At 34.9% G+C, this 26,136-nt stretch carries 19 protein-coding genes; 13 read left to right on the top strand and 6 right to left on the bottom strand.

The annotated features are described in order from the left end of the window. Positions 1–36 precede the first annotated feature (36 nt). Complete coding sequence (locus LNP04_RS03740) at positions 37–849, bottom strand: helix-turn-helix domain-containing protein (RefSeq protein ID WP_229985235.1); 813 nt, start codon at positions 847–849, stop codon at positions 37–39. A 68-nt stretch (positions 850–917) separates the two neighbouring features. Here LNP04_RS03740 and LNP04_RS03735 point away from each other — a divergent pair, with 68 nt between their 5' ends. From LNP04_RS03735 to LNP04_RS03720, 4 genes are all read left to right on the top strand, one after another. Then, positions 918–2,060: an Atu1372/SO_1960 family protein gene (locus LNP04_RS03735; protein WP_229985234.1), complete on the top strand. Its 1,143-nt coding sequence runs from the start codon at positions 918–920 to the stop codon at positions 2,058–2,060. A 124-nt stretch (positions 2,061–2,184) separates the two neighbouring features. Next, positions 2,185–3,333 carry a hypothetical protein gene (locus tag LNP04_RS03730; protein ID WP_229985233.1) on the top strand — a complete coding sequence of 383 codons (1,149 nt, stop codon included), beginning with the start codon at positions 2,185–2,187 and terminating at the stop codon, positions 3,331–3,333. A gap of 6 nt (positions 3,334–3,339) precedes the next feature. Then, complete coding sequence (locus LNP04_RS03725) at positions 3,340–4,173, top strand: GLPGLI family protein (protein WP_229985232.1); 834 nt, start codon at positions 3,340–3,342, stop codon at positions 4,171–4,173. A gap of 281 nt (positions 4,174–4,454) precedes the next feature. After that, the gene (locus LNP04_RS03720) at positions 4,455–6,017 is read left to right on the top strand and encodes a M28 family peptidase (RefSeq protein WP_229985231.1); all 1,563 of its coding nucleotides are present in this window, start codon (positions 4,455–4,457) and stop codon (positions 6,015–6,017) included. 25 nt (positions 6,018–6,042) lie between these two features. On the opposite strand, the gene LNP04_RS03715 is transcribed toward LNP04_RS03720, so the two are convergent. The 4 genes from LNP04_RS03715 to LNP04_RS03700 all read right to left on the bottom strand — a co-directional run bounded on the left by LNP04_RS03715 (position 6,043) and on the right by LNP04_RS03700 (position 13,907). Then, positions 6,043–6,594: an RDD family protein gene (locus LNP04_RS03715; RefSeq protein ID WP_229985230.1), complete on the bottom strand. Its 552-nt coding sequence runs from the start codon at positions 6,592–6,594 to the stop codon at positions 6,043–6,045. Positions 6,595–6,603: 9 nt separating this feature from the next. Continuing rightward, a complete protein-coding gene (locus tag LNP04_RS03710; RefSeq protein WP_229985229.1) occupies positions 6,604–8,727 on the bottom strand; it encodes a Tex family protein in 2,124 nt (707 codons plus the stop codon). Positions 8,728–8,836: 109 nt separating this feature from the next. Further along, positions 8,837–11,242, bottom strand: coding sequence for a hypothetical protein (locus tag LNP04_RS03705; RefSeq protein ID WP_229985228.1), 2,406 nt, complete (start codon positions 11,240–11,242; stop codon positions 8,837–8,839). 250 nt (positions 11,243–11,492) lie between these two features. Beyond that, a complete protein-coding gene (locus LNP04_RS03700; protein WP_229985227.1) occupies positions 11,493–13,907 on the bottom strand; it encodes a hypothetical protein in 2,415 nt (804 codons plus the stop codon). Positions 13,908–14,502: 595 nt separating this feature from the next. On the opposite strand from LNP04_RS03700, the gene typA reads away from it, so the two are divergent. From typA to LNP04_RS03660, 8 genes are all read left to right on the top strand, one after another. Further along, a complete protein-coding gene (gene typA / locus LNP04_RS03695; RefSeq protein ID WP_229985226.1) occupies positions 14,503–16,308 on the top strand; it encodes a translational GTPase TypA in 1,806 nt (601 codons plus the stop codon). An 89-nt stretch (positions 16,309–16,397) separates the two neighbouring features. After that, on the top strand, positions 16,398–16,583 hold the full coding sequence (locus LNP04_RS03690; RefSeq protein WP_229985225.1) for a hypothetical protein: 186 nt from the start codon (positions 16,398–16,400) through the stop codon (positions 16,581–16,583). Further along, the gene (locus tag LNP04_RS03685; protein WP_229985224.1) at positions 16,571–16,870 is read left to right on the top strand and encodes a type II toxin-antitoxin system RelE/ParE family toxin; all 300 of its coding nucleotides are present in this window, start codon (positions 16,571–16,573) and stop codon (positions 16,868–16,870) included. The genes LNP04_RS03690 and LNP04_RS03685 overlap by 13 nt, the downstream gene beginning before the upstream one ends. Positions 16,871–16,966: 96 nt before the next feature. After that, positions 16,967–18,568 carry a glycoside hydrolase family 10 protein gene (locus LNP04_RS03680; RefSeq protein ID WP_229985223.1) on the top strand — a complete coding sequence of 534 codons (1,602 nt, stop codon included), beginning with the start codon at positions 16,967–16,969 and terminating at the stop codon, positions 18,566–18,568. A 289-nt stretch (positions 18,569–18,857) separates the two neighbouring features. Beyond that, complete coding sequence (locus tag LNP04_RS03675) at positions 18,858–19,409, top strand: ferritin (RefSeq protein WP_229985222.1); 552 nt, start codon at positions 18,858–18,860, stop codon at positions 19,407–19,409. A 203-nt stretch (positions 19,410–19,612) separates the two neighbouring features. Then, positions 19,613–20,704: a redox-regulated ATPase YchF gene (gene ychF / locus LNP04_RS03670; protein ID WP_229985221.1), complete on the top strand. Its 1,092-nt coding sequence runs from the start codon at positions 19,613–19,615 to the stop codon at positions 20,702–20,704. A 316-nt stretch (positions 20,705–21,020) separates the two neighbouring features. After that, positions 21,021–21,959: an AraC family transcriptional regulator gene (locus LNP04_RS03665; RefSeq protein ID WP_229985220.1), complete on the top strand. Its 939-nt coding sequence runs from the start codon at positions 21,021–21,023 to the stop codon at positions 21,957–21,959. 86 nt (positions 21,960–22,045) lie between these two features. Further along, positions 22,046–22,807, top strand: coding sequence for an SDR family NAD(P)-dependent oxidoreductase (locus LNP04_RS03660; protein WP_229985219.1), 762 nt, complete (start codon positions 22,046–22,048; stop codon positions 22,805–22,807). A gap of 88 nt (positions 22,808–22,895) precedes the next feature. Here LNP04_RS03660 and LNP04_RS03655 read toward each other — a convergent pair whose 3' ends face one another. Continuing rightward, positions 22,896–24,044, bottom strand: coding sequence for a methionine aminotransferase (locus tag LNP04_RS03655; protein WP_229985218.1), 1,149 nt, complete (start codon positions 24,042–24,044; stop codon positions 22,896–22,898). Between the two features lie 190 nt (positions 24,045–24,234). Here LNP04_RS03655 and LNP04_RS03650 point away from each other — a divergent pair, with 190 nt between their 5' ends. Then, entirely contained in the window at positions 24,235–26,115 is a 1,881-nt protein-coding gene (locus LNP04_RS03650; RefSeq protein WP_229985217.1) for a DNA topoisomerase IV subunit B, read from the top strand. Positions 26,116–26,136 lie beyond the last annotated feature (21 nt).

The raw sequence follows: 26,136 nt of genomic DNA, 5'->3' as shown, positions 1-26,136 counted from the left end.
GACTCGGCCGGCTTTTTTAGCCGGCTTTTTTTTAACTCAATTTTTCAAAGTTTTATTTACTTTAGGTCTTCGTTTCATCACAGACAAATAAGATGATGTAAAAGCAGAGAGACTTTTGTAACCTACTTTAAAGGCAATTTCGCTTAATGTGAATTGTTTCGAATCAATCAGTTCTACACTTTTCACAATTCTGATCAACTGAATATATTTCTTCAGGCTGATTCCAGTTTCAGATTTAAAAATTCTTTGTAGACTTCTTGCAGACATATTTCCTTTTTCAGCTAAATCTTCAATACTTAAGTGCTGTTTAAAATTGACATTAATAAAATTGCAAACTGCCGTCAGCCTCGAATCTACAGGCGCCGGAATCTGAAGGAAATTAGTTTCATTGCAAAAATTAGGTAGACTTGTGAGAATTGCGTTCATAAAAGTACTTTGTTCTGCATCTTCAGTCAGCAATTTGTTCCATTTTGAAGCGTAAAGCAGCATTTCTTTTAAAACCGGAGGTGCCGGAAACACATGTACTTCTTTGTAGAAATTATTCTCTAAATCTTTTTTAAATAAAACAACCATCAGCTTTACAGTTTCAGATTCTGAAGTAATTCGGTGTTTTTTTGAACCTGGAATCCAAATAACATGATTCTGAGGTACGAGATATATTTTTTGATCAATATGAAAATACTGATAACCTTCTTCTACAAAAGTAAGCTGAGAACGTTCGTGAAAGTGCTCATAATCATCATGCTTCCAGTCTTGTTCGTACCAAACATAGATGTCTTTATCAACAGAATCAGAAAAATATCCCGGAAGATCTTCCGATAAACTGCATTTGGTTTTGGCGTTTTGCATATTGTTTTTGGCAAAATTAATGAAAATAGCCTTCTTAATTTTGTACCATCAATTATTTTAAAATTTTCATGAAAAAGACAAAAGGAATTTTTACATTCATTCTTTTATTTTTAATCACAAATATTATGCTGGCACAAGACAATAAAACAAAAGTATTGGTTTTGATTCATTCAGATAATGGCGGAACTTACGAACTGGCAAAAGAGATTTCTAAAGGAATTGAAACTGATGGAAACACCAAAGCAACCATTAAACTTGTAAAATCATCATCACATGAAAAGTTGAAAGATATTCCGGTTGCAACGGTTGACGACTTAGCTTCGTATGACGGAATCGCCTTTGGTTCACCCGTTTATTTCGGAAATATAAGTACCGGAATGAGCGAATTTCTTGCTAAAACGGTTGATCTATGGACGCATCATGAGTTGGAAGGAATGCCTGCAACCGTTTTTATGTCTGCAGGAAGCGGAGCAGGAAACGAACTGGCTGTTCAGGCATTTTGGAACAGCCTTGCAGTTCACGGGATGGTCTTGGTTTCAAACGGTATTCGTGGTAATGACAAAATAGATTCTACGATTCCGCAGGGAAATACGGTATTGGGAGTAACGAGTTTAGCTTCAGTAAAAAATGTGCAGCGGCCAAGTGAAAATGAAAAGACTTTAGTCAGAATTCAGGGTGAGAATTTTACGAAAGTTGTCTCAGCATTGAAAGGTACTTTTCAAAAGAAAGTTATGAAGGAAGCTTTAAAAACAGAAACTGTTGATGCAGTTTTAAAAAAGAAAAACATCATGCTGCCCAGCGTTCCAAAGCCTGCAGGAAATTATCAGCCGTTTGTAAGATCAGGAAATTTGGTTTTCATTAATCAGGTGGCTTTGAAAGACGGTAAAATTTTACATCCGGGGAAATTAGAAGTTTCAGTTGATGAAAATCAGGTGAAAGAAGCTACAAAACAGACGATGCTGAATGTTTTGGCAGTGTTGAAAGAAGCTGTGAACGGAGATTTAGACAAAGTAAAAAAAGTTGTTCAGCTCACCGGAATTTTCAATACAAAAAACGACTACACGAAACATGCAGATTTGATGAATGTCGCTTCAGATCTTGCAGTGGATGTTTTTGGTGAAAAGGGAAAACATGCAAGAGCTACGTTGGGTGCTTCATCAATTCCTGTGAATTCTTCGGTAGAAATTCAGGCCATATTTGAGGTTGAATAAGTGTAGAAAACCGTTAAAGAAAATTAAATATTCACAAATAATATTAAATATATCAAACTGCATTGAAATGTAACCTGTTTTGAATTTATATTTGCTCCGCTAATAACCAATAGCGGAGTTTATTATGAAACATATTTCTTATCTGTTTGTCTTTTTATCAGCAGTTCTTTCTGCTCAGAAAATCCAGATTGTCGATTCTGAAAACGGTCAACCAATCGCCAATGCAAGGATTCTTTTACCAAATCAATTGCTTTATACCAACGAAGATGGTTTTGCACCTGTCGATGAGAGTTCTAAAGATTTTGAAGTTTCTGCGTCTGGTTTCAAAAAAGAAAAGATTAAGAACTTTAGCTCTGTAATCAAGCTTCAGCCTGCTTTTAAAGATATTGAAGAAGTGAAAATCGTCAGTGTAGATATCAAAAAGCTTTTTGAAGATGTTTTTAAAAATTATCACAAACGTTATTATGATGAGCCTTCGATATACGATGTGGTGATGAAGCAGAAGGCTTTTGATAATAATAAGCTCCATTTTATGTCCATTTCTGAAGCTAAATTATGGAGTAAAACCAATTCGTATAATTACAAAGACGGTTATAATAAAAAATATGACGACATTCTGCAATTACAGCTTAATAATGTAAAATACCTCAAAATAAATAAATCTGACAGTGTTTTTTCTGCCAAAGTAGAAGAGTTTAAGCATGAATATATGGGGAATTATTTCTTTAATTATGAGCTGAATCGAACCCTTACGAACATAAGGTCTCACCAGGCAAAATATTCAGGAACATTAGTTTCAGAGGAAGATGGTGAGCAGTTGATCAGCTTTAAAATAAAAACTATAAGAGGCACCAAAATAGAGGGGAATTTGAAATATAATACAGCAGACAAAGTGATTACGTTTTTTGTGGCAAACTATGCGATGGATGATTTACCTATCGAAAAAAAGGTTTCAACAGACGGAAGATCGTTTGATTATAAATATGGAAATGCTATTCTTACCTTCGATTTTTATAAAAAAGACGGTCTTTATGTACCTGCTTTAAATAAATTTGAAACTGATAATTACACGATGTTTTACAAAGACGAAACTCATGTGAAAAAGGCAATGCGAGAGATTGTGTACAACACATTTGCGAAGTCTGATAAAAAAGGATTAGACCCAAAAGTAGATTTTGCTAAAAGCATTTGGGAAAATATTCCTGTAAAAGACGATAAAGAATCAACGGTTTTACTCTCAAAAGAAGAGCAGGAATTCATCAACCAAAAATAATATCCTATGAAAAATTTAGTTGTAATAGCTTTTATCTTTTCGGTTTTTTTATCTAAAGCGCAGACGTATCGTTTCATTTATGATGTGGAATACAAAAAAGATTCGACGCAAAATACCACCGTTAAAGAAAATTATCATTTGGATATTGAATCTGAAACAATGAAATATTATCCTCGTGATTTTTTTATAGGAGATTCTTTGGTGACCAATAATCTGCAGATCGCAAACGGAACCAGATTCAATACTTCTCATATTATCACACATCAAATTGGTTCAGCAGACTATGATTATTACGATGTTCTCGAAAATGTGGTATTGAAACTTGCGTCAAAAAACATTCAGGATTGGAAGCTTACTGACGAAAAAAAGAAGGTGAAAGATCTCAATTTACAAAAAGCAACCACCAGTTGGGGCGGAAGAAACTGGATTGCCTGGTTTACTGCTGATATTCCGTTTCAGGAAGGGCCATATAAATTCCACGGACTTCCAGGTTTGATTGTAGAATTGTTTGATGATAAAAATGATTACAAATTTGAACTGGTAAAAACTCAAAAGATTATAAAGCCTGTTAAGAATACATACATCGATTATATGTTGGGAAATAGCGTCTCGGTAGATGATCAAAAATACAGAGATTCTAAGTTGAAATATTATGACTCGCCCGTTAATTATTTGAGAAATGCAACGCAACAAACCCGATCAAATGATGAATTTTATCTGAACGATGGAACCCAAGTAGGACAGACTAACTCGCGTGAAGTCAATGAAAGATTAAAAGAATCCATAAGAAAATATAACAACCCGATTGAGCTCGATAAAGCGATAAAATATCCTCTATAGTTTATTGATAGTGATTAATGTGTAACTAGCAATAATTGAAAAATTCGTTATGTTATCACATCTAGTAATGATATTGTTATAATAGAATCTGTGCAAATCTGTATCATCTGTTGGATAAATAAAATTAACTTCCCGCTGATAACACAAATTTGTACAGATTTTTTTTTGTTTAAAAATGACGATTTGAAAATTGACAATCATGAGCTTTAAACATTAATAGAATATTTAAGAATTTTAATTTTCATCAAATAACTTTATCTTTATGCCAATCAATAAAAAGTATGAAGATAAACACCTTTTTTGCAGTTCCTGTAGTCGTTTTGGCGAGCCAGTTTTGCCATGCGGAATCCACCGTTCAGAAATTAAATCCTATTGTTGAAAGTATTGTCAATGAAACGAATAATCATTCTCAGCTGGAAGATATGGCATTCGAATTATTAGACGGAATCGGGCCACGTTTGGTCGGAACTCCCGAAATGCTTAAATCGAATGAATGGACAGCCGATAAATTAAAATCATGGGGAATCGATGCAAAACTTCAGCAATTCGGAACCTGGAAAGGCTGGCAAAGAGGAACGACTCATGTTGATATGGTGTACCCAAGAATGAAGTCGCTTTCGGCAACACAGTTAGCTTGGAGTCCTTCCACCAAAAAAGCTGTGGAAGCAGAAGTTATTGTTCTTCCTAAAGTGTCTTCGAAAGCAGAATTCGATCAGTGGCTTCCTTCAGCAAAGGGAAAAATTGTTTTGATGGCGCAGTATCAGAAAATAGGTCGTTCGGATGAGCAGATCAAAGAATTTGCAACTCCTGAATTATATGAAAAATTAAAAGCCGAAAAAGAACAGGCTGCAAAAGACTTCCGTGATTATGTAAAGAATATTGGTTATGATAACAATACGCTTCCTGAATCTTTAGAAAAAGCAGGAGCGGCGGGAATTGCGATTTCAAACTGGACTGGAATTATGGGTGCCAATCGTATTTTCGGAGCAAAAACTTCCAAAATCCCGATGTTTGATATCGATGTGGAAGATTACGGAATGCTCTACAGAATGGCTGAAAAGGGAACGAAGCCCAGAATCAAGGTTGATGCACAATCTAAAGTTCTTCCTGATGCCAAAACATTCAACACCTTTGGGATGATTAAGGGTTCAGAAAAACCTGACGAATATATAATACTTTCAGCTCACTTAGACTCTTGGGACGGAGCTCAGGGTGCAACAGACAACGGAACGGGAGTTTTAACAATGCTTGAAACGATGCGAATTCTAAAAAAATATTATCCGAATCCTAAGAGAACTATTGTTGTAGGATTGTGGGGAAGTGAAGATCAAGGATTAAACGGTTCAAGAGGTTTTGTGGCAGATAATCCTGAAATCATCAAAGGAACTCAGGCAGTTTTCAATCAGGATAACGGAACGGGACGAGTAATTAATATTGCAGGTCAAGGCTTTGTAAAATCTTATGATTATATTGGAAAATGGCTGAATGCAGTTCCTAAAAATGTACGTGACCATATCAAAACAGATTTCCCGGGAATGCCTGGTGGAGGAGGTTCTGACCACGCTTCATTCGTTGCGGCAGGAGTTCCCGGATTTTCTTTAAGTTCATTAAACTGGGGATATTTCGGGTATACTTGGCATACCACGAAAGATACCTATGATAAAATTGTTTTTGATGAGGTTAAAAATAATGTGATTCTTACCGCAACTTTAGCTTATATGGCATCAGAAGATCCTGAATTTACGAGCAGAGAACGCAGAGCAATGCCATCAGATGATAAGGGAGACATCACAAAATGGCCGGAAGTAAAAGAACCGAGAAGAGATTCTAAAGATTTTAAATAAAACAAAAAGTAGCCTGATTTTCAGGCTACTTTTTTTGTTCTAACAGTTTTTTGATTTCCAACAACTGACTTTCTTTTATGGTATAAGTATGACAAAGTTTATTGTTCATGTGCATACTTAAATCTGTTCTAAAACGTGTTTGAGTTCCAAATGCTACATTTCTAGTGGTGTGTTCTGAGAATTTGGGATAAAAATTTGCCAGACAAAGAAAATTTCTTTTTAAAGATTTTGAGATTTCCGGATAATTTCCATAATCATCAATTACTTTTATTTTAAAAATTTTCTTACCTAAAGTTGTTCCCCAAAGGGTTTCGGTGATACTTCCGAATATTATAACTAAAGGAATTGAACCAATGAAGGAATAAATTATAGGTAGGTGAAAAATAAAATATAAAACTAAAAAGAACAGTATCATATCAATAAATTTTGCAACTTGTCTTTTTTGGTCACTGCCATAAAAATCTATTTTGTAAGGCAAATCATATTCAAATTCATTATAAATACGTCGACCTTCCGAATCAAAATTTCGTGTTGCTCTGCGAGTCGTTTTTCTTTCTGTGAGTTCTGAAATTCTCATAACTTCTGATTACAAAATCATACTCAACTGAATCCTCTTCCTCGCCTCATCCACTTCTGTTACTCTCACCTGAACGTGCTGATGCAATTTCACCACTTCATTCACATCAGAAACAAAACCGTCTTTCAATTGTGAGATATGAACCAGTCCGCTTTCTTTAATTCCCAGATCAACAAAACATCCGAAGGCGGTAATATTATTGACAATTCCCGGTAGAATCATTCCGATATTTAAATTTTTAATGCTTTTTACATTCGGATCAAATTCAAAAACTTTAGCGGCTTTTCTCGGATCTAAACCAGGTTTTTCAAGTTCTTTTAAAATATCTTTTATTCCTAAAATTCCGATGTCTCCGGTAATATATTTTTCAGGTTGAACCAAAGCAATTTTCTCTTTATTAGCGATAAGTTCATCGGTTTTTATACCTAAATCTTTTGCCATTTTTTCAACAATTCCGTATGCTTCAGGGTGAACGGCTGAATTGTCTAAAGGATTCTTTGAATTGGTGATTCTGATAAATGCTGCAGCCTGCTGATAGGCTTTCTCTCCCAACCTCGGAACTTTCTTTAATTGTTTTCTTTCTTCAAAAGCTCCGTTTTCAGCTCGGTAATTCACAATGTTTTCAGCCATTTTTTCACCAATTCCCGAAACGTAACTTAATAGTGATTTGCTTGCCGTATTTAAATTAATTCCAACTGAATTTACGCATCTCATCACGGTAGAATCCAGCTCGTTTTTAAGCTGAGTCTGGTCTACATCGTGTTGATATTGCCCCACACCGATTGATTTTGCGTCAATTTTAACCAACTCTGCCAAAGGATCAGAAAGTCTTCTTCCAATAGAAACCGCACCACGAACCGTCACATCAAAACTTGGAAATTCATCTCTCGCAATTTTACTGGCTGAATAGACGGAAGCTCCGGCTTCAGAAACTACAAAAACCTGCAAAGGTTTATCGAAAGCAATTTTTTTAATGAAAAATTCAGTCTCACGGCTTGCAGTTCCGTTTCCGATAGAGATCGCCTGAATATTGTAAGCATTCACCATAGAACGGATTTTCTTCATCGCCATTCCGCTTTCGTTTTGCGGAGCGTGAGGGTAAATCGTTTCGTTGTGTAGTAAATCTCCTTTTTCATCCAGACAAACAACTTTGCAACCACTCTTATAACCAGGATCGATGGCTAAAATTCTTTTTTCACCCAAAGGTGGAGCGAGTAAAAGCTGGTCTAAGTTTTCAGAAAATATTTCAATCGCTTTTTTGTCCGCTTTTTCTTTAGCTTCATGTAAAGTTTCATTTGAAATTGCGGGTTCTAAAAGTCTTTTGTACGAATCTTTAATGGCTAAAGAAATCTGTTCTGAACTTACGTTTCTTGATTTGATGATGGCATTTTCTATAAAATAAATTGCTTCATCTTTATCAATTCCGATATTGGTTTTTACAAAACCTTCTGATTCTGCTCTCAGCACGGCCAGAAGTCTGTGTGAAGGCGTTCTGTTGAGACTTTCTTCCCACTCAAAATATTGAGAAAACTTCTGCGCTCCCTCTTCATCTTTCTTGGCTTTTACCAATTTAGAGGAGATGATTGCTTTACGCTGAAAAAGTCGACGGAGATTTTTACGGACGTACATATTTTCGTTGATCCATTCTGCCATGATGTCTCTCGCTCCCTGCAAAGCTTCATCTTCAGATGGAACCAGATCATTTAAATATTTTGAAACCAAATGCTGCAGATCATTTGCTTTTTGGCTCATAATAATTTTGGCTAAAGGTTCTAAACCTTTTTCTTTAGCAGCATCAGCTTTGGTTTTTCTACGCTTTTTGAAAGGTAAATACAGATCTTCAAGCTCTTGTATATCAAAACTTTCTTCAATTCTGGTTTTTAATTCTGAGGTTAAAGCATCTTGCTCTTCAATCGATTTTAAAATACTTTCTTTTCGCTTTACAATTTCTTCAAACTGTTTATTTAATTTAAAGATACTTTCAATCGCAACCTCATCCAAATTACCTGTCGCATCTTTTCGATAACGAGAAATAAACGGAATGGTGCAGTCTTCAGATAGTAATTTTAAGGTAGCGTTAATGCTTTTTTCGGATAAGTTGAGGGAGCTTTTAATGTATTCAGTAGTATTCATTCTTCATTTTTGGAAGTGCTAAAATACTGACTTTTTTAGACTATTAAAATTTGAATGTAAACAAAAAACCAATCACAGAATGTAATTGGCTTTTAATGATAAAATTGAATTATTTTAAAATATCGTTGAAGTAGAGTGGGGTATCCGTTTCTTCATCAAATCCGATAATGATGACTTTAAAACTTTTTGCATCATCGTTGTTGTAGAAATTTATTTTTGTAGACTCTTTCGGTTGATTCGGCAGATAAGGATTCCAGTATAAAGTACTGCGACTGTCTTTGGAAAGACTCTGAGCGTCTATGTCGTTATATATTTCATTTTTAAAAGGTTCTTCCTTGTCATAGCCTTTTAAAGTCATGTCTTTCAAAATTTTTGATCCATTATCAGGAACAGAACCGGTAATTCCACCTCGGCGTGTGTAGATGATGATCGCTCCGTTCCCGCCACCTGAACTCCCTGAGAACATTCCTCTGATCACTTTGATCATGGCAACATCCGAAACAGATATGGAAGAAATTAGGGAGGCATCAGCCCTCATCTCGTCAAGAAAAAGTTCTACAGGACCGCCACGCATGGTTGCAGTGGCATTTATCCCTTGCGAACTAATCTGTAAACCGGGAACTCTGCCCTGTAGCCACTGAAGAATGTTGATTGCTCCTGCGCCATTATTGTCATTGACAAAATCAAACACCATTTCGTTGGCACTTTTAAATAAAGGGCTACTTAATGCCTCATTCAGTTTTTGTGTTTTGTTTCTTCTGTCACCTTTTATTTTTACCTCTTCAATATCCGTTATTTTTTCATTGATAAATTTTTCAGAGGTTAAATTCGCAACAGATTTAGCTACTTTTTCAGTAACTTCTTCCCCCTGAATTCTGTCTGTAAGTATCATTCTACTATATGGTAAATCTTTTCGAAGTGGTACAAAACTGAAATCTGGCTGGAAGTAAACCTGTGTACTGCTTATTGCTGCTTTATCTTTTGAGTTGAGTTGATAAGAGAATTTCATGGTATCTTCAAAAGCCAGATTATTTAACGAAAAAAGTCCGTTGGAATCAGTTTTTATCAGATTAAACTTCATCCCTGCTTCGGGCATTTTAAAAATTAAATTAAGCTCCGAATTGGCTGCAGGTTTTCCCTGTGACATCACTTTCCCTTTATACGAAATATACGATTGAGGTTTATTTTTGATCAGCGGATAATTTCCGGATATGATGTTTTTCCATTCAAATCTTTTGTATTTTTCAGATATTAAAAGAGCATCTAAAGCCTCAGAATTATTATTTTCAACAAAGTACTGTGCAGGTTTGAAGATGTGTGAGCTGAAATCTCCGCTTATCCATAGACTGCTTAATAAACTATTTTCCTCTTCTGAACTACTATCTTCAGCGTCTATCACTAGAGCGCTATAAGAGTTGTAGTGTGTATTGTTTGCAATAGTTATAGAGTTTTTACTACGACTAGAGGTGTTGATTGCATTTGCAAGAACAGGTTTCTTAATATTTAAAACATTGGGCTGTACAAAACACAAACGCTGTGCAACTACATTTTCATTAGCATCAAATACTGTGAGCTGTAAGATTCCGTTAATCAGTTTATCTGCAGGTATCGAAAACGTTTTGCCCGACATTTTTTTAATCTCAGCGCGGTAAACCATCTGATTATTAATTGTGCCTAAGATTTTGTATGATTGATCTTCCGCAATATTTTTTGATGTAAGAGAATATTTTACAGCAGTATCTGTACTTTCAACATGCAGACTTAATCCCGAAGTCGCCACTTGAGGCAGGTCGACTATTAATGTTTTTCCTGCTTTATCTTCTACAATGAGCTGATATTGTTTCCCGGCTACTGGCGTAATGCCAAATGATCCTACATTTTGGTCAAAACCTTTGAATTGTGCAATCGCTACATCAGGTTTTCCTGTTTCAACAACAGATCCGCTCCATTCTGATGGCGTCACCCCTTTTGACTGAAGTCTTACAGCAAATTTTGTAGGGATACCGTCAACAAATGTTCCGCTTTCGGGATGTACAGTGGCAGACCAAATAGCTTCAGTGTTCGGTTGGAGTTTTTTGAGTGAAGCAGGATTGTATATTGAAATAGGTTGTAGATAATTGAAATCATCACTAAAGTTAGTCATCCATGTGGTATAAGCTCGGATGAAATAAACATCTTCCTGTAAAGTATTGGCTAAAGAAAAACTTCCGCTTCCTTCACCTTTCAGAAGAGGAACCATCTTTTTGTCAATTAACTTTTTATTATTGTCATACAGCTCTACAAAAAGAGAAGTGGAAATATTGGAACGGTTATATCCATCAAAAACGAATGATTTAAACCAAAGATTTTCTCCCGCTACATAATGATCTTTGTTCAATAGGAGGTGGATTTTTTCCTGCGGATATTCCTGTTCAAATTTCTGAATAGCTTTTTCAGCTTTGTCTTGTGCATAAGAGATGCATCCGGCTGATAAAGTAAGTACAAGGGCAATTCTTTTTAAGAATAAACTACTCATAGTGCATTGTGTTTTTAAAATTTTTCAAAAATACATTTTTTTCTTACTCTAGAGAAGTAAATGGTATTAACTGTGAGTTTTTTTGAATTCTTAGTAATGTTGCTGAAGTGATTATCGCAGCCTATGAGAAAAACATTCAAGGCGAGTTGCCCCGCCTTGAATGTTTTCACAACTCTGATTTTCAACATTAATTAAATTTTCAAGCTGTGATCAATCTCGAAGATAATAATTTTTGAAAGTTTAATAAAAATCAAGGAATAATCTTATCAAAATAAACCGGCGTATACTTCTCGTTATCAGATCCCATGATGATAAATCGGAATTTTTTTGCGGTGTCGTTATTGTAAAACTCAATTTGGGTAGGGTTGGCTTCGTCTGCTTCCAAAGATGAATTCCAATAAAGAACTGTACGGTAATCATATCCTATTTTTGAAAGCTCAGAATTTCCGTAATCGGAATCAGGGTATTTTTCATATTCATTATAGCCTTCCATTACAAAAAAGTTAAGATTAGCAGTGTTCAGTAAGTTACTTTCAGGAGCTTTGGGCTGAGTGTCACCTCTTCTGGTATATATTAGTACAGCACCATTTCCGCTGCCGCTCATTCCTACGCTGCCGTCTTTAATTATTTTTACCATGGCAATATTTGAAGCTGAAATTCCACTCAAAGAACCTGCATCCATCAACATTTCATCTAAATAAATATTAGCTTTCGCTTGGCGAATGTATGGCGTAGGAACTCCATTTTCAAAATTGATGTTCAATCCTGCAACCCGGCCTTGAAGCCACTGCAGAATATTGGGTGAACTTGCTGCAGATTGGTTTTCATTAACAAAATCAAAAACAACTTCATTCATGCTTTTGTAAAGCGGACTGCTGAGTTTTTTGTTGAGCTCTTCAGTGAGGTTTTTCTTTTTGGCCTTTATTTTTACTTCTTCAATTAAAGTAACCTTTTCGTTATATTCTTTTTTATATTTTCTTGCCTCAATAGTTTTGGTAATTTCAGCTGATTGTGAAGCTTCGGAAGATGAATTTCTGTCAACAAGTTTGTATTTTTCTACTGCAGGTAAATCTTTTTTTAACGGAATAAAAGTATTGGCAGGGTTAATGAAAACATTGGTTCTGCTTTTAAGTGCAGCATTAGCTCCGTTTATTTGATAGGTTATTTTAATAGGCTTTTCAAAAATCAAATTATCAAAAAAGAACTCTCCGTTACTATCTGTTTCTACTTCCATGATTTGATTTCCCGAAATGTCTCCGTCCACAAGCATAATGAGGTTTTGTTGAGCCGCAGGTTTTGCGTTCACCGTAACTCTACCTTTGTACGAAATGTATTTTGAAGACTGATTAATGATGGTAGGATATTTTCCTGAAATGATTTCTTTCCAGTCAAACATTTTCCATTGTTCGGAAATAAGTAAAGCATCAAGAGCTTCGGTATTTCTTTTTTCACTGAAATATTGTGCAGGACGGTCGATTTTAGATTTAATAATACTGGTTAACCATAAAGAACTCAGGAGATTTTCGTCTTGCAGTGACTTCTTATCTTCAGGATCAAACACTGCGACAGAATAATTCGGAACATCTTTAATAGATTTAATATCAAATGAATTCAATCCTCTTTTTTCAGTACTTACCGTCTTCGCTTTAACTTCCGGAACGGAAACGAGAAGATTCTGAGGCATTACAAAACACATTCTGCTTGCCAAAACATTTTCTTTATCATCAAAAACAGTAATCTGTAATACGCTGTTGATTAACTGATTGGTTGGGATCGCCTGAAATACATCTCTTAATTGATTAATTTTCGCTTTATAAACTACCTGATCACCAATATTAGCAACGACAGTATAATAAGGATAGCTTTGCGAAGTATTCTGAATTTTGTATTTTACATTATCTTTTTCGCTGAGCACCTGAAGACTTACTCCTGTTTCAGCAACTTTAGGAAGAGACACAGTACTTTGATTGCCCTCACTATCTTTGATTACAGCTTCGTAAATTTTATCTTTTTCTGGGGTTAAAGTGAAAACTCCTATGTTTCCATCTAATCCTTTGAAAGTAGAGATTTTCTTTTCCGGATTACTTTTTTCAATCACATAACCTTCCCATTGTGACGGAGGCGTTCCAATAGAATGAAGACGCACTGCAATTTTACTTTGAATTCCTTGTATAAAAGAATTTCCTTCAGGATGTAATGTTGCTGACCAGGAAGAGGTCTTATCTAAAACCAGTTTCTTTGGTGAATCAGGATTGTAAATCGGAATTTGCTCTAAATACTGAAAATCCTCACTCAGATTACTCATCATCGGAGTATACGCCCGAAAGAAATAAATATCTTCGTTCAGGCTTTCAGGTAGCTGAATGCTGCCCTGTACAACGCCGTTGAAAATAGGGAAACGTTTTTTTAAAACTTGCTTCTTGTTACGGTCATATATCTCAATAAAAAAGTTTGTTGAAATATCTGATGTTGTAAAATTTCTGAAAACCATGGCATTAAACCAAACCGTTTCACCGGAAAGATATAAGTCTTTATCAGTAAGAATATAGATGCTTTCCTGAGAAAAATTTTCGTTTAAAGTCTGAAGTGCTTTGTCAGCAGATTGTTGTGAAGAAAACTGACCGGAAGAAGCCAGGAATAAACAGAATAGAAGTATTCTTTTCATTGTCTTACTGCATTAAATTATATACAAATTAAGACAAAAAATAAATACCCAAGAAATTAATAAGAAATTTTATGATTTTGAAAATACTTTGTCACTTCTTAATATTATAAAATACATCTGAATTAGTTATTTCATCAGATTATCTGCATTCAAGAAACTAAATGTAATATTTAAAAATTTAATATCTATAAAACCCGTTGCGTATTTTGCAGAAACTGTCAAATAATTGATAATTAAAGTCTTTGTGTTTCTTTGCTAAATGAAATGTCATTGTATAACTTAAAACAGAATTTATTGTAAAAACATTGTTTTTCCTAGCGATAAAAAAACGCAAGGCTATAAAAAAGTACGGATATCAAACTAAACAAAGCCGTTTCACTTATTTTCGAATGGGAATAATTCAAAATGCACAAAAGGTATTTATAAATCATTTTTAATAATTAAAATATGAATGATGGAAGAGTTTTAAACTCATAACCAATAACCCAAAACTCATAACTTTACAAAACCTTCTCATTATGAATTTGTTAATTAATAAAACTTTTAGTGGTTAATTCATTAAAAATCACTAATTTCGCACCCGTAAAAATCATTCATGCAAAACATTAGAAATATTGCGATTATCGCACACGTTGACCACGGTAAGACTACCTTGGTTGATAAGATTATTCATGCTACAAACATTTTCAGAGAAAATCAGGAAAGTGGAGAATTAATAATGGATAACAACGATCTTGAAAGAGAAAGAGGAATTACCATTTTATCAAAAAATATTTCTGTAACTTATAAAGACGTTAAGATCAACGTTATCGACACTCCTGGTCACGCCGATTTTGGTGGTGAAGTAGAGAGAGTTCTTAAAATGGCAGACGGTGTAATCTTGTTGGTAGATGCTTTCGAAGGACCAATGCCTCAGACAAGATTCGTATTGCAAAAAGCTTTAGAATTGGGTCTTAGACCTTTAGTTGTTATCAATAAAGTTGATAAACCAAACTGTCGTCCTGAAGAAGTTCACGATCAGGTATTTGATTTGTTCTTTAACCTTGAAGCTACTGAAGAGCAGTTGGATTTCCCTACGTTCTACGGTTCATCTAAACAAGGTTGGTTCAATACTTCGTTAGAAGAAACTGAAAACATTTTCCCATTATTAGACGGGATTTTACAATATGTTCCCGAGCCTAAAGTAGAGGAAGGTAACTTGCAGATGCAGATCGTTTCTCTAGATTTCTCTTCTTTCTTAGGAAGAATTGCAATCGGGAAAGTAATCAGAGGTGAGATCAAAGAATCTCAGTGGATTGGTCTTGCGCAAGCTGACGGTAAAGTTTTGAAAGGAAAAGTAAAAGAATTATACGTTTTCGAAGGTCTTGGAAAGAAAAAAGTATCTGAAGTAAAGGCTGGAGATATCTGTGCTGTAGTAGGTTTCGATGCGTTCCAGATCGGAGATTCATTCGTAGATCTTGAAAATCCTGAGCCATTGCCAAGAACTTCAATTGATGAGCCTACGTTGAACATGACGTTCTCAATCAACAATTCACCTTTCTTCGGTAAAGACGGTAAATTCGTTACTTCAAACCACCTGAAAGAAAGATTGACTAAAGAATTAGAGAAAAACTTAGCATTAAGAGTTGAGCAGACTGGTGATGCAAACACATTCTTGGTATTCGGTAGAGGTATTCTTCACTTGTCAGTTCTTATCGAAACAATGAGAAGAGAAGGTTACGAAATGACCATCGGTCAGCCACAGGTTATCTTAAGAGAAATCGATGGAGAAAAATGTGAGCCTTACGAATCTTTGGTTGTTGACGTTCCTGAAGAATTTGCTTCTAGAGTAATCGATTTGGCAACTCAGAGAAAAGGTGACCTTCACATCATGGAAACTAAAGGTGAAATGCAGCACATGGAATTTGAAATTCCTTCAAGAGGTTTGATCGGATTGCGTTCTCAGATGTTAACTGCTACTGCTGGTGAGGCTATTATGGCACACCGTTTCACAGAATACAAGCCTTTCAAAGGTGCTATTCCTGGAAGAAGCAATGGCGTATTGATTAGCAAAACTCAAGGTCCTGCGACTGAATATTCTATTGCTAAATTACAGGATAGAGGTAAGTTCTATGTTGATCCGGGCGAGGAGATCTATGCAGGTATGGTGATCGGTGAGCAAAACAAACCGGGAGACTTAGTTGTAAACATCGTAGAAGCTAAACAGTTGAATAACATGAGAGCTTCAGGTAAAGATAAAGATACAGGTGTTGCACCAAAAATCTTATTCTCTCTTGAAGAATGTATGGAATATATTCAGTCTGATGAAGCAATCGAGGTAACTCCAAACTTCATCCGTATGAGAAAGAAAATACTTTCTGAAGAAGAAAGAAAAAGAATCGAAAGAGGAGCGAAAGCTTAATTTTATTCTTAGTAATTATATAAGCCTCGAATTTTTCGGGGCTTTTTTGATTTAAATTTTCTAATTTAGCATTATTAAATTATATGAAAATGACAATTACTAAAGAAAAACTACAAAAACAAATTGATGAATTTCCAGATGAAATTAGTATTGATGATGTAATTGAGAGATTGATTATGATAGAAAAAATTGAAACCAGAATTCAGGAATCTGAAAACAATGAAACCATTTCTGAAGAAAATCTTAAAACTGAAATAGAACAGTGGTTCAAATAAAATGGTTAAAATCAGCTAAATCTGATTTAAAAGAAATTTACGATTTTATAAGTTTAGACTCGAAGAGATACGCAAGATTTCAAATTGAAAAAATCCAGCACAAAACTGAAATTTTAAGAAATGGAAACGTGATAGGGAAGAAAGTATCAGAAATTGATGATGAAAATGTGAGAGAAATTTTTGAAGGAAATTATAGAATTATTTACCGTATTATTTCAAAAGATGAAATTCATATCCTTTTAGTACATCATGGTGCAAGAGATTTGTTGCAAAAAATTAAATCATAATTTTGTTGCCACTTTTCAGGCTTTTTTTGTTTTAAATTCTAATAAATTTATTATCTTGAATTTTTTAAAGCCGTAAATAAAATAGTCTATCGCAAGATGAAAATCTCCAAAATAAAAATAATATTCCTACTAGGTTTTTTTGCGTCAGTTAGCAGTTCTTGCTCTGTACAGAAAAATGTTTCTACAAGTAAAAATCCAACAAAAGAAAATAGATACAAAACTAAACCTACTGATTCTACTATTGCCGTTAAGCCACAGATAATCACACCCATCGAAGAAAACTTTAAAGTAAACCTTCCTGCAATCAACCGAGAGTTCCGTGGTGCTTGGATTGCGAGTGTTGCCAATATCAACTGGCCTTCGAGAAACAATTTGTCAGTTGATCAGCAAAAAGCCGAAGCCATCAGTATGTTGAATATGCTTCAGGAAAATAATTTTAATGCAGTGATTTTTCAGGCACGTCCGTCTGCAGATGCTTTGTACACAAGCGAATTAGAACCTTGGTCATATTTTTTAACAGGAAAAACGGGAGAGCCGCCTTATCCAAATTACGATCCTCTACAATTCTGGATTGAAGAATCTCACAAACGAGGAATGGAGCTGCATGTATGGTTAAACCCTTACAGAGCACATCATTCAAACGGTGGGTCTGTTTCAAGTCAGTCGATGGTGAATAAACTTTCGGATATTACCATTAGATTGAAAAACGGAATGTATTGGTTTGATCCTGCTAATCCGAAAACGCAGGGACATGTTTCTAATGTCGTGAAAGATCTAGTGAAAAGATATGATTTGGATGCCATTCACTTTGACGATTATTTTTATCCTTACGCAACATATAACCGTGGCGCAGATTTTCCGGACAATTCAAGTTGGAACGCTTATCTAAATTCTGGAGGAACGCTGTCAAGAGCAGATTGGCGAAGAGATAGCGTTAATAAATTTGTAGAAAGAATTTATAAAGAAATTCATGCAGAGAAAAATCATGTACGTTTTGGAATCAGTCCTTTTGGGATCTGGAAACCCGGATTTCCGGAAGGAATTGTCGGTTCTTCTCAATATGACGAGTTGTATGCTGATGCCAAATTATGGTTAAATAAAGGCTGGGTAGATTATTTTTCTCCACAATTGTATTGGCCGATAGAATCTAAGGGTCAACCTTTTGCAAACTTATTAAACTGGTGGAAATCCGAAAACACCATGAACCGCCATCTTTGGCCTGGATTGAATACCGTTGAGATTAAAGTTGCAGACCGACCTACCGAAATTAAAAATCAAATTGAGCTGACAAGACAAATTCTTCCTCAATCGACAGGAGAAATTCATTGGAGCATCGCAGGTTTAACGAGAAATCAAAATATGCTTCCGACTTTAAAAAACGGACCGTACAAAGAAAAAGCGTTGACTCCGAAAAGTCCGTGGATCAAAGCTCTTCCTTTAGAAAAACCAACTTTATTTACCAACGATAACGGAAGTTTTATTCAGACAAGCTGGAGTTCTAAAAATATTGGGAGTGTTTTTCAATGGGTTCTTTTCAAACAATACAACGGAGTTTGGGAAACTGAAATTCTTACTTTGGACAACCTTTCAAAAGAAATTCCAAAAAGCAAAGATGGAAAAATACTAAATGCAATTGCCATCAAAGCGATTGACCGTTTAGGAAATGAAAGTGATTATATGGCGAAGAAAGTAAAGTAGAGTTGGGGAGGATTTGAGTAATTCTCGCTGTCAATCTGAATGAAACGAAGTGTAATGAAGAATCTCTTAATAGTCTTATCAACTAAATAAACCTTAATGGTTCAAAATATTTAAATTAAGTCAGTTCTACAACGAACTGGCTTTTTTATTTTAGACTCACTATAAATTATCTGTATAAAATTATGATTGATAAGTGTTTATAGATTGTTGGTTTTCATTAATAATCAAAAAAAGTTGTATCGGAACCATTTTTGTATCCTTTAAATAACAAATACTAAAATATACAGTTATGAATACAAACAGACTTTCACCTAGACTGGAACAGGCACTAAGCGACCAGATGAATACCGAAGATTTACAGTCAAGAGTTTACTTTTCTTATGGAATTTGGGCTGCTGATAAAGGGTATGGTGGAATTTCAAACTTTTTATTCCGTCATGCTCAGGAAGAAAGAGATCATGCAGTGAAATTTATGCAATACGTCCTCAACAGAGGCGGAAAACCGAAAATTACAGAACTTCCCGCACCAGGTGAAGAGCCAACCAGCCTTACTCATTGTTTTGATCTTGTTTTCAAACATGAAGTAGATAATACCACAGCAATTTACAATCTAGTAAACATTGCTTTTGAAGAAAAAGACTGGGCATCATGGAATTTTCTACAATGGTTTGTAAAAGAACAAATTGAAGAAGAAACATTTGCAATGAATCTAATCGATAAATTGAAAATTGCAGGTGGAGACAGAGCAAGCGACGAATCTCTGTTCACATTAGATAAAACATTGGAAACACTTCCTGACGACGCAGAGCTTGCGCAACACGCTACAGGAGCAAACCCATAAAAACACACTGATAAAAATTATTATTTCTAAAAATCTGTCATTTACTTGGCAGATTTTTTTATTATGAATCTGTCTTTAAAATTACTATCTTTGCACACCTTTAATTTTAGCACGCAATAAGCCTAAAGCCAATTGCCAAAAACAAAGGTGAAATATGAAACCGAAAGGAATCATAACACAATAAATTAAAACAAAATTTCGTTATGAAATGTGGAATCGTAGGCTTACCCAATGTAGGTAAATCAACTCTTTTTAACTGCTTAAGCAATGCTAAAGCGCAATCAGCAAATTATCCTTTCTGTACTATTGAACCCAACTTGGGAACAGTTTCAGTGCCGGATCAGAGATTATTTGAGCTAGAAAAACTGGTAAACCCTGAAAGAGTTTTGCCGGCTGTTGTAGAGATCGTTGATATTGCCGGTTTGGTAAAAGGAGCGAGCAAAGGTGAAGGTTTAGGAAATCAGTTTCTTGCCAACATCAGAGAATGCGAGGCGATTATTCATGTTTTAAGATGTTTTGAAAACGGAAATATCATCCACGTAGAAGGTTCTGTAGATCCGATGAGAGATAAAGAAATTATCGACATCGAGTTGCAGTTGAAAGATTTGGAAACTGTTGGTAAAGCAGTTGAAAAAGCTAAAAAATTCATCAAGTCTGGTAAGAAAGAAGATATTCTGACTTATGAAACGCTTCATAATTTAGAGAAATTTATCGAAGACGGTAAAAATGCAAGAGAATTCCCAATGGATGATTTTGCGGCATCTATTATATCAGATGTTCAGTTGTTGACCAATAAACCTGTTCTTTACGTTTGTAATGTAGACGAAAATTCTATCAAAAACGGAAACGAATGGATTGCCAAGATTGAAGAAATGGCTCAGAAAGAAAAAGCTGAAGTAGTAGTTTTAGCTGCTCAGATCGAAGCAGATATCAATGAATTGGATACTTTCGAAGAAAGAGAGATTTTCTTGGAAGAATTGGGCTTAACTGAACCGGGTGTAAACCGTTTGATCAGAAAGGCGTATGATTTGTTGAAACTTCAGACGTACTTCACGGCAGGTGTAAAAGAAGTGAGAGCGTGGACTATCGGACAAGGCTGGACAGCTCCTCAAGCTGCAGGGGTCATCCACACTGATTTTGAGAAAGGATTCATCCGTGCAGAAGTAATCAAATATAACGATTACGTGAGCTACGGAACAGAAGCCAAAGTAAAGGAGGCCGGAAAGCTTTCTGTTGAAGGAAAAGAATACATCGTACAAGACGGTGATATTATGCACTTCAGATTCAATGTTTAAAAGTATTAAAAGTTAGTTATAGTATTTTAAAAGAACGCTTCCATGAATTTGGGAGCGTTTTTGCTTTGACAAATGTTAATCGGAAAGGGCATGAAACTTATTTGTGACATACTTTTGAAAATTAAATTACAAAAAAATGTTTTAAAGTATAATTTTTTAAAAAGTTGAAAATCTGTGATTTTTCAAAAAACTAATGTGTTCTTTTCAGTATTCGGATCTTTCTCTAGAGTTTACTTATATGTTAAAAATATTTGTCGTTTTTAAAGTAAAATAATATTTACTAATTCCTATATTTGATTTATACAAATTTCTCATCATGGAAAAAATAGCTCATGCATCTTTAGAAGACTTTTATGGCGAAATGGCAAAAATGCTCGGAAAAGATCTCGAAAGTATTTTCCCAAAAGGACTTCACAAAGATATTGGTCATTTTAATGTTTTTGATATTGCACACACGCTTGCTACTTTTAAAAAGAACTGTGAAATGCCTTACAACAGAAGAAAGTATTATAAAATCAGTCTGATACGAGGAAAGAACAGAGCTGAATATGCAGACAAAATAATTTCCATAAAAAAGAATGCACTGCTTTTTGCGACGCCGAAAGTTCCTTATCATTATGTTCCGGAAGATGAAAATCAGTCCGGAAGCTTTTGTGTTTTTACCGATGATTTTTTTAATAAAAATCAATCTCAGAATATTCTTGAAGACTTGCCTTTGTTTCAACCTGGTGCAATCCCTGTTTTTGAGATTGACGATGAACTGGCAGATGAAATTGAAATGCTATTTTCAAAAATCAAAAAAGAAATCGATTCTGATTATGCTTTTAAATACGATCTGATCAGAAATTATGTTTTTGAACTGATTCATTACGGGCAAAAACTGCAACCTGCCGAAAAAAATTCAACTTCTCAGAACGCTTCTTTGAGAGTAGTTTCACTGTTCATCGAATTGCTGGAAAGACAATTTCCGATAGAGTCTCCCGATCAGAGAGTTCAACTGAAAGTCGCTAAAGATTATGCAGAAAGATTGGCGATTCATGTGAATTATTTAAATAAAAATTTAAAAGAAACAACGGGAAAAACGACCACTGAATTTATTGCAGATCGCATTATTCAGGAAGCTAAGATCTTATTAAAGCAAACTAAATGGAATGTGTCTGAAATTTCTTATGCTTTGGGATTTGAAGAAATTGCGCATTTTTCTAATTTTTTTAAGCGTAAAACTTCATTTGCACCATTGGAATTTCGTTCATGATTTGAATTATGCAAATTTCAGATTGATTCAAGCAAATAGTTTTGAGTAGATTTAAATGAACTTTGTTACAAGAAAAAATATTAAAAATGAGTACAGCAAAAATCGCATTGATAACTGGCGGAAGCCGTGGATTAGGAAAAAATTCAGCATTAAAAATTGCTGAGAAAGGTTTGGATGTTATTATCACGTATCATAGCAATAAAGAAGAAGCTGAAAATGTTGTAAGTGAAATTAAAGCTTTAGGAAGAAACGCAACAGCTTTTCAACTCGATACCAGAGATGTTAAAAGTTTTGATTCATTCATTCAAAATGTAACTGATCATCTGAAAGAAAGTAGAGGAAATGCAAACATTGATTATCTGATCAACAATGCAGGAACCGCTTTGTATTCTCCAATTACAGAAACTACCGAAGAGCAATTGGATGAGATGTTCAATATTCATTTCAAAGGGGTTTTCTTTTTAACTCAGAAGTTTCTGCCATTCATCAATAACGGTGGAGGAATTATCAATATTTCTTCAGGATTGGCAAGATTTGCTTTGCCAGGATCATCAGTTTATGGTTCAATGAAAGCGGGTGTTGAAATGCTGACGAAATACATGGCGAAAGAATTGGGATCAAGAAAAATCAAAGTCAATGTAGTTGCTCCGGGAGCGATTGAAACCGATTTTGGTGGCGGAAGAACAAGAGATGATGAAAATATCAATGCAATGATCGCAGGAAATACAGCTTTAGGAAGAGCTGGTTTGCCGGACGATATTGGTGGAGTGGTAGCTTTCCTTTGTACCGAAGACGCTCGCTGGATTACCGCGCAAAGAATTGAAGCTTCTGGTGGAATGTTCTTTTAAATAAATTATTTTTCTCTCGCAGATTGAGCGGATTACGCAGATCAAAAAAAATCTGCTTGATTTGCTGAATCTGCGAGAAATTTATTTTTTAAAGTTTTGCCAAATTCTCAATTGCCTTTTCCAGAGTTTCCTGCTTCTTAGCAAAACAAAGTCTGATCACATTTTCATTCAGTTTATTTTTATAAAAAGAAGAAAAAGGTACACTTGCAACTTTATGATTAATGGTAAGTTCTGTGGCGAAATCAAAATCTGGTTTGTCTGAAATTTTGTCATATTTCAAAGCCTGAAAATACGTCCCTTCACAATCGAGTAATTCAAATGAAGTATTCACTAAACCTTGTCTTAAAAAATTTCTTTTTTCCTGGAAAAAATCATTCAAACCAAGATAATGCTCATTATTTTTCATATATTCAGCCAAAGCCAGCTGAATCGGTGTGTTGACGGAAAATACATTGAATTGATGAATTTTTCTGAACTCATCTGTTAAAGCTTTCGGAGCGGCACAATATCCGATTTTCCAGCCGGTCACGTGGAAAAGTTTCCCGAAAGATGCAACTAAAAGACTTCTTTCTTTGAGTTCGGGATATTTGCAGATACTTAGATGTTTTTTTCCGTCAAAAACAATATTTTCATAGACTTCATCACTTAAAATAAGAATCGAGGTATCTTTTACTAATTTAATTAATTCCTGAAAATCATTTTCCTTTAAAATTTTTCCTGATGGATTGTTCGGGTTATTCAGAATGATCATTTTTGTTTTTTCTGAAACTAAATTTTTCACGACATTCCAGTCGATTTCATAATCAGGAGCTTTCATTTCGAAACGTTTTACAATTCCTCCGAAAAGTTCAACTGTTGGTTCGTAGCAATCATAAGCAGGTTCAAAAATAATTACTTCATCATCTTTCTTAACAAAAGTAGCAATCGTTGTAAAAATTGCCTGAGTTCCGCCTGCGGTAATGGTAATTTCTGAATCAGGATGATAAGTCGTTTGATGACTGTTTTCAATTTTCCTTGCAATTTCTTCTTTCAAGCCAATCATTCCGCCCATTGGTGCATATTGGTTAAAACCTTTTTGAATAAAATGATTCACAAGATTCAACAATTCTGAATCAGGCATAAAATCCGGGAATCCCTGAGACAAATTGATGGCTTCATTTTCATTGGCCAATTGAGTCATCTGACTGAAAATTGTGGTTCCTACATTTGAAAGTTTAGAAAAAGGAAGTTGTATCATGAAAGAAAATTTTGCTTAGTTCGAATGTACAGCATTTTTTGAAATTTAAAGATATTTCGTTATTAAAAATTATTTCGTAACCAAAAAATAAATCTGTAGTTTTTATCTGAAATTATCATAAAAAAACGAGTCGAAATATTCGGATATTTTTGTTCTATTTCGTACTTTTGTATGTTTGCTGAAATAATCTATGTCACAAGAAATAAACCCTGTATATTCCGAAGATAACATCAGAACCCTCGATTGGCAGGAGCATATTCGTTTACGTCCTGGTATGTACATCGGGAAGTTGGGCGATGGCTCGTCTGCGGATGATGGTATCTATATTTTGCTGAAAGAAATTCTCGATAACTCGATTGATGAGTTCAGAATGAAATCTGGTAAAAGAATTGAAATAAAAGTCGACGACGGAAAAGTTACGATCCGTGATTTTGGTCGTGGAATTCCGTTAGGAAAAGTGGTGGATGCCGTTTCAAAAATGAATACCGGTGGTAAATACGACAGTAAAGCCTTCAAAAAATCAGTAGGTTTGAATGGTGTCGGAACCAAAGCGGTGAATGCCCTTTCAGATTATTTCCGTGTAAGATCTTTCCGTGAAGGGAAGATGAAAATGGCAGAATTCTCCAGAGGAATTATTACCGAAGATCATGGCGAAAAAGATACGTCTGATCGAAACGGAACGGAGATTTCTTTTGTTCCTGATGCCGATATTTTCCTTCATTTCAAATATAGAAAAGAGTATATCGCAAGAATGCTCCGCAATTATTCTTATCTGAATCCCGGACTGAAAATTATTTTTAACGGTGAAACTTTCTATTCTGAAAACGGTCTTAAAGATTTGTTAGAAGAAGAATTGGAAAGCGATGTATTGTACCCTATCATTCATTTAAGAGATAATGATATCGAATTGGCAGTTACGCATACCGATAAATCGCAGACAGAAACGTATTTTTCATTCGTTAACGGACAAAATACAACGCAGGGTGGGACACATTTAAATGCCTTTCGTGAAGCGTATGTAAAAACAATCCGAGAGTTTTTTAATAAAAACTTTGATGCTTCCGATATAAGGAAATCTATTGTTGCGGCCATTTCCATCAGTGTAGAAGAACCAGTTTTCGAATCTCAGACGAAAACCAAATTGGGCTCCAACGATATCGGTCCGAATGGACCGACGGTGAGAATTTTCATCATTGATTTCTTAAAAAGTAAACTGGATAATTTTCTTCATAAAAATCCCGAAATTGCTGAAGCGATTCAGAGAAAAATTTTAATCTCAGAAAGAGAAAGAAAAGAACTTTCAGGAATTCAGAAATTGGCAAGAGAAAGAGCCAAAAAAGTTTCGCTGCACAATAAAAAACTTCGTGACTGCAGACAACATTATAACGATCAGAAAGCAGAACGAAAAGCGGAAACTCAAATCTTCATTACGGAAGGAGATTCTGCATCAGGCTCCATCACAAAATCAAGAGATGTTGAAACGCAGGCTGTATTTTCTTTAAAAGGTAAACCGCTGAACTGTTATGGTTTAACCAAAAAAGTAGTCTACGAAAATGAGGAATTCAACCTTCTTCAGGCCGCTTTAAATATTGAAGAAAGTCTTGAAGATTTACGATACAATCAAGTCATTATTGCAACCGATGCCGATGTAGACGGAATGCACATCAGACTTTTGATGATTACATTTTTCCTTCAGTTTTTCCCGGATGTGATTAAAAACGGACATTTATATATTCTTCAAACGCCATTATTCAGAGTAAGAAATAAAAAGGAAACGAGATATTGCTATTCTGAATTGGAAAGAGTGAAAGCTTTAAATGAATTAGGAAAAAATCCTGAGATCACCCGATTTAAAGGTTTAGGAGAAATTTCGCCGGATGAATTTAAAAATTTCATAGGAAAAGATATTCGTTTAGAGCCCGTTGTTCTTGGAAAAGATCAAACCATCGAACAGTTATTAGAATTTTATATGGGGAAAAATACTCCCGACCGACAGGTTTTTATTCTTGAAAATCTGGTTGTAGAAGATTCTAACATCAGCGATAAAGAAATTCTAACCGAAGCAGAATGATTGTAAAGAACACCACCACAA

It is taken from the genome of Chryseobacterium sp. C-71, from assembly GCF_020911865.1.
Lineage (GTDB): Bacteria > Bacteroidota > Bacteroidia > Flavobacteriales > Weeksellaceae > Chryseobacterium.
Note: the sequence above shows the minus strand (reverse complement) of the source record. Positions and strands in the feature narration are given on the sequence as shown.

What these genes read in the sequence shown, in the direction of transcription:
- LNP04_RS03740 (WP_229985235.1), bottom strand. Translation starts at nt 849, where the DNA reads ATGCAAAACGCCAAAACCAAATGCAGTTTATCGGAAGATCTTCCGGGA.
- LNP04_RS03735 (WP_229985234.1), top strand. Translation starts at nt 918, where the DNA reads ATGAAAAAGACAAAAGGAATTTTTACATTCATTCTTTTATTTTTAATC.
- LNP04_RS03730 (WP_229985233.1), top strand. Translation starts at nt 2,185, where the DNA reads ATGAAACATATTTCTTATCTGTTTGTCTTTTTATCAGCAGTTCTTTCT.
- LNP04_RS03725 (WP_229985232.1), top strand. Translation starts at nt 3,340, where the DNA reads ATGAAAAATTTAGTTGTAATAGCTTTTATCTTTTCGGTTTTTTTATCT.
- LNP04_RS03720 (WP_229985231.1), top strand. Translation starts at nt 4,455, where the DNA reads ATGAAGATAAACACCTTTTTTGCAGTTCCTGTAGTCGTTTTGGCGAGC.
- LNP04_RS03715 (WP_229985230.1), bottom strand. Translation starts at nt 6,594, where the DNA reads ATGAGAATTTCAGAACTCACAGAAAGAAAAACGACTCGCAGAGCAACA.
- LNP04_RS03710 (WP_229985229.1), bottom strand. Translation starts at nt 8,727, where the DNA reads ATGAATACTACTGAATACATTAAAAGCTCCCTCAACTTATCCGAAAAA.
- LNP04_RS03705 (WP_229985228.1), bottom strand. Translation starts at nt 11,242, where the DNA reads ATGAGTAGTTTATTCTTAAAAAGAATTGCCCTTGTACTTACTTTATCA.
- LNP04_RS03700 (WP_229985227.1), bottom strand. Translation starts at nt 13,907, where the DNA reads ATGAAAAGAATACTTCTATTCTGTTTATTCCTGGCTTCTTCCGGTCAG.
- typA (WP_229985226.1), top strand. Translation starts at nt 14,503, where the DNA reads ATGCAAAACATTAGAAATATTGCGATTATCGCACACGTTGACCACGGT.
- LNP04_RS03690 (WP_229985225.1), top strand. Translation starts at nt 16,398, where the DNA reads ATGACAATTACTAAAGAAAAACTACAAAAACAAATTGATGAATTTCCA.
- LNP04_RS03680 (WP_229985223.1), top strand. Translation starts at nt 16,967, where the DNA reads ATGAAAATCTCCAAAATAAAAATAATATTCCTACTAGGTTTTTTTGCG.
- LNP04_RS03675 (WP_229985222.1), top strand. Translation starts at nt 18,858, where the DNA reads ATGAATACAAACAGACTTTCACCTAGACTGGAACAGGCACTAAGCGAC.
- ychF (WP_229985221.1), top strand. Translation starts at nt 19,613, where the DNA reads ATGAAATGTGGAATCGTAGGCTTACCCAATGTAGGTAAATCAACTCTT.
- LNP04_RS03665 (WP_229985220.1), top strand. Translation starts at nt 21,021, where the DNA reads ATGGAAAAAATAGCTCATGCATCTTTAGAAGACTTTTATGGCGAAATG.
- LNP04_RS03660 (WP_229985219.1), top strand. Translation starts at nt 22,046, where the DNA reads ATGAGTACAGCAAAAATCGCATTGATAACTGGCGGAAGCCGTGGATTA.
- LNP04_RS03655 (WP_229985218.1), bottom strand. Translation starts at nt 24,044, where the DNA reads ATGATACAACTTCCTTTTTCTAAACTTTCAAATGTAGGAACCACAATT.
- LNP04_RS03650 (WP_229985217.1), top strand. Translation starts at nt 24,235, where the DNA reads ATGTCACAAGAAATAAACCCTGTATATTCCGAAGATAACATCAGAACC.